Source organism: Limnohabitans sp., from assembly GCF_044373035.1.
Taxonomy (GTDB): domain Bacteria; phylum Pseudomonadota; class Gammaproteobacteria; order Burkholderiales; family Burkholderiaceae_C; genus Limnohabitans_A.
In genome coordinates this window covers 1-3,951 of record NZ_JBILQU010000168.1, presented here as the reverse complement: position 1 = coordinate 3,951, position 3,951 = coordinate 1, and the positions used below count along the sequence as shown (strand labels likewise).

General features: G+C 65.2%; 4 protein-coding genes. All 4 read right to left on the bottom strand.

What is annotated here, in order from left to right:
* Positions 1-1,103: beta-ketothiolase BktB (gene bktB, locus ACIQ47_RS15130; RefSeq protein ID WP_396438881.1), on the bottom strand; the 1,103-nt coding region annotated here is incomplete at its 3' end.
* A gap of 168 nt (positions 1,104-1,271) precedes the next feature.
* Positions 1,272-2,027 (bottom strand): SDR family NAD(P)-dependent oxidoreductase, encoded by a 756-nt coding sequence (locus tag ACIQ47_RS15125; RefSeq protein WP_396438880.1) that lies wholly within the window; start codon positions 2,025-2,027, stop codon positions 1,272-1,274.
* Between the two features lie 147 nt (positions 2,028-2,174).
* Positions 2,175-3,518, bottom strand: a complete 1,344-nt coding sequence (locus ACIQ47_RS15120; RefSeq protein WP_396438879.1) for a c-type cytochrome — start codon at positions 3,516-3,518, stop codon at positions 2,175-2,177.
* Positions 3,515-3,951, bottom strand: a 437-nt coding sequence (locus tag ACIQ47_RS15115) for a c-type cytochrome (protein WP_396438878.1), incomplete at its 5' end; no start/stop codon positions are given. The genes ACIQ47_RS15115 and ACIQ47_RS15120, both read right to left, overlap by 4 nt.

Below are 3,951 nucleotides of genomic sequence, written 5' to 3'. Positions count from 1 at the left end.
TGCAGCTCGTACAGGGCTTTCACGGTGATCAGCGCGCCGGTGGCGCCAATCGGGTGGCCCAGCGAAATGCCCGAGCCGTTGGGGTTGACTTTGGCCGGGTCCAGACCCAACTCGCGCGTCACGGCGCAGGCCTGCGCAGCAAAGGCTTCGTTGGCTTCGATGACATCCAGGTCGTTCACGGTGAGGCCGGTTTTCTTGAGCACAGCATGTGTGGCCGAGATCGGGCCCACGCCCATGATCTTGGGGTCCAGACCGGTGTGGGCGTAACCCACCAGACGGGCCATGGGCTTGGCACCACGGGCCTTGGCGGCGCCGGCTTCCATCAGCACCACGGCAGCGGCCGCGTCGTTGATGCCCGAGGCGTTGCCCGCGGTCACGGTGCCGTTTTCCTTGACGAAGACGGGCTTGAGTTTGGCCATGTCTTCGAGCTTGCAACCGGGGCGGAAGTGCTCGTCGGTGGCGTAGGCCACGTCGCCTTTTCTGCTTTTCAGCATGACCGGCATGATCTGTTCCTTGAAGCGGCCTTCCAAAGTGGCGCGCTCGGCGCGGTTGTGGCTTTCCAGCGCCAGCGCGTCTTGCATTTCGCGGGTGATGCCGTATTGGGCGACCACGTTTTCTGCCGTCACGCCCATGTGGATGTTGTGGAAGGGGTCGTGCAGGGCGCCGACCATCATGTCGATCATCTTGGTGTCGCCCATGCGTGCGCCAAAGCGGGTGGCCAGGCTGGCGTAAGGCGCGCGGCTCATGTTTTCTGCGCCGCCGCCAATGGCGATGTCGCAGTCACCCAGCAAGATGGACTGGCTGGCGTTCACGATGGCCTGCAGGCCCGAGCCGCACAGGCGGTTCACGTTGTACGCGGGGGTGGCTTCGCCGCAGCCGCCGTTGATGGCCGCCACGCGCGACAAATACATGTCTTTGGGTTCGGTGTTGACCACATGGCCAAACACCACATGGCCGACGTCTTGGCCTGAGGTGCCTGCGCGTGACAGGGCTTCGCGCACGACTTGCGCGGCCAGCTCGGTGGGGGCAATGTCTTTGAGGCTGCCGCCAAAGGTACCAATGGCGGTGCGCACACCGCTGACAACAACAACTTCACGGCTCATGGGAGGTCTCCAAATTTAAAAAAATTGACAAATGGGGATGGGTACAACGCCAACCAGTGTCAGTCGCAATGGCTACAGCGGCCTGACAAGTGTGGCTTCGCGAAGAGATGAAACGTCGGACCCTCAAGGTCCGAAATACGCGTCGACTGCATTTTTGGGGATGAGGGCTTAGCCTCGCACGTCGGCCACGGGTTCACGTCCGAAATCGGGCCGTGCCAGAAAGCGCAGCACCTGTTCGGCCGCCTGTGCCGGTGAGCTGAGCTGGCCCTGGGCTTTGAGTTGTAAAAACTTCGACTGGTCCGGAAACGATTCGCCAGCTGCGCCGCGCAACTGCACCTGCATGTCGGTGTCGATCACGCCGGGGGCGAGCGAGCAGACTTTGGCACCCTTGGCGTGCAGGGCTTCGTCCAGCGCCAGGCAGCGGGTGAAGTGGTCCATGCCCGCTTTGGCAGCGCAATAGCCCGCTTGCGAGGCCATGGGGTAACGGCCCAAGCCCGATGAAATGTTGAGCACTTTGCGGGGCAGGAGCCAGCTTTCTGTGGCCCCCAAGAACGCGGCAGTCAAGGCCATGGGCGCTTCCAGGCCCACGCGCAGGGCCAGGGCCAGGTCGGCGGGCTGGGACTGGCGCAGCGGGGCGATGGGCGGGATGACGCCCGCGTTGTTGATCAGGCTGACGCTGGCGAAATGGGCTGGGTTCTGGCTTTGCAGCCACTCGCGCAGTCGTTCGCTGGCACCTTGGCCATCGGCCAAATCGTGCGTCCACTGAGTGAGCGGGACATTCGCCTTTTGTGCGGCCGAGGCCAGATCGGGGTTGGCATGGCGCGAGATGCACAGCAGAGCGTTGCCCTTTTGCAGCAGTTGCTCGGCCATGGACAGACCCATGCCGCGCGAAGCGCCGGTGAGGATGTAAAGCGATGTGTTCATGCGTCAATGCTAGCCGGATCCCCCCGTTCATCGGTTCGCACAGATGACAGCGCACGATGGCATTCTTTGCCTGTGGGAGCGGTCTTTGACCGCGATGGGCCTTTCTGCCTTCGTGTTTCGCGGCCGGAGACCGCTTCTACAGGGCCGTCATTGGCCTTGTGCGGCACGGATGCGGTTGACCTGCAAGGGTGTGACTTCGCTCGCCTGGTTGCCCCATTGGGTGCGCAAGTGCGTGAGCACGGCGGCGATGTCCCGGTCGTCCAACTCCAACACGGCTGGCGGCATGCCAAAGGGTCGGGGGTGGCCTGTGGTCGCCGGGCCGTAGCCACCATAAAGCACCAGTTGCACCAAGTTGGTGGGGTCTTTCAGCAGCACGGCGCGGTTGTCCGCTAGGGCGGGGTAGGCCACTTCGCCCGATGCGGTTTTGACGCCTTCGCCTTGTTCGCCATGGCATTGCAGGCATTGGCGTTCGTAGACTTTGGCGCCTTGGGTGGCCACTTGCAGACTGATGCGGCTGGGCTTGGCCGCCGCTGGCGCGGGCTGGGGTGTGCTTTGGGCGCTTGACTGCAGGTAAACCGCCATGGCCTGCAGGTCGGCCTCTTTCAGGTGCTGCAGGCTGTGCTGCACCACTTCGCCCATGGGGCCGCTGGTTTGCGCCGTGGCCGACCCGCCGGTGCGCAGCAGGCGCACGATCTCGGGCAAGGGGGTGCTGGCCAGACCCGATTCGGCATCGCGCGTCAGGTCGGGGGCGTACCAGTTGACCACCGGCATCAGGCCGCCGGACAAATCGCGGACGGGTCCGCTGGCCCCCAGCGCGTTGCGTGGGCTGTGGCAGCCGGCGCAGTGACCCAGGCCTTGCACCAGATAGGCGCCCCGGTTCCATTCAGCGGTTTGGGACTTGTCGGCCTGAAAAGGGCTGGGCTCAAAAAACAGGCTGCGCCACACGGCCAGTGCGGGCTGCGTGCCCACGGGCCAGACCAGGGTGTGGGACGGCGGGGCCTGCACCACCGGGGGCAGGGTCTTGAGCCAAGCCAAGATGGCATCGCTGTCCTGGCGCGTGATGACGCTGGTGTGGTTGTAGGGGAAAGCCGGGGCCAGCAAGCGAGCGTCTTTGGAGCGGCCACGGTGCATGGCTTGCCAGAAGTCTTGCGCAGTCCATTGCCCCAAGCCCGTGGCCGGGTCGGGCGTGAGGTTGCTGCTGTACACGCCGCCAAAGGGCGTGTCGATGCGCCGCCCGCCCGCAAAAGGTGCGCCGCCCCGGGTGGTGTGGCAGGCCATGCAATTGCCCGCCAGGGCCAGGTAGCGGCCTTGCTCGATTTGGACTGCGTTGGCCTGTGGGGTTTGCGCTGTTTCGTTGGTCGTGGTTGGGGTGGGCAGAACCAAGTCGCCCCAGTTGTCCCAGACGACCCCCATGGCCAGCACCAGCAGGCTGATCAGTGTGATCCAGCCCAGGCGTTTGACCGGGTGCATGCCTTGCCATGGGCGCTTCATGGCTTGCTCCCATTCAGAGGCTTGGCGGCGGTGGCCGACAACTCGGGAGCACTGCCGCAGCGCAGGGATTCAGGCAATACAGGCCCCGCAGGGGCACGTTCGGCAGGGCGTGTGTCGGCAGGCAGCGGCTGGCGCGCGAGCCAGCTCGACACGGCGATCAAGTCTTCGGCAGGCAAACGCTTGACGATCTCGGCCATGCAGTCAGGGGCGTGGGCGCGGCGCTGCGCGGTTTGCCAGGCACCCAGCTGCGCGTTCAGGTAATCGAGCGGCAAGCCCAGCAGCCCCGGTACGTTGGGCTGCACGCCCGTCAGGCGCACGCCGTGGCACTGGGTGCAGGCGGGCAGGCCGCGTGTGGCGTCGCCTTGTGTCACCAGTTGCTGGCCTTTGGCCAGGCGCTCGGGCGTGATGGCGTTGTTGGCGGTGGGGGCGGAGT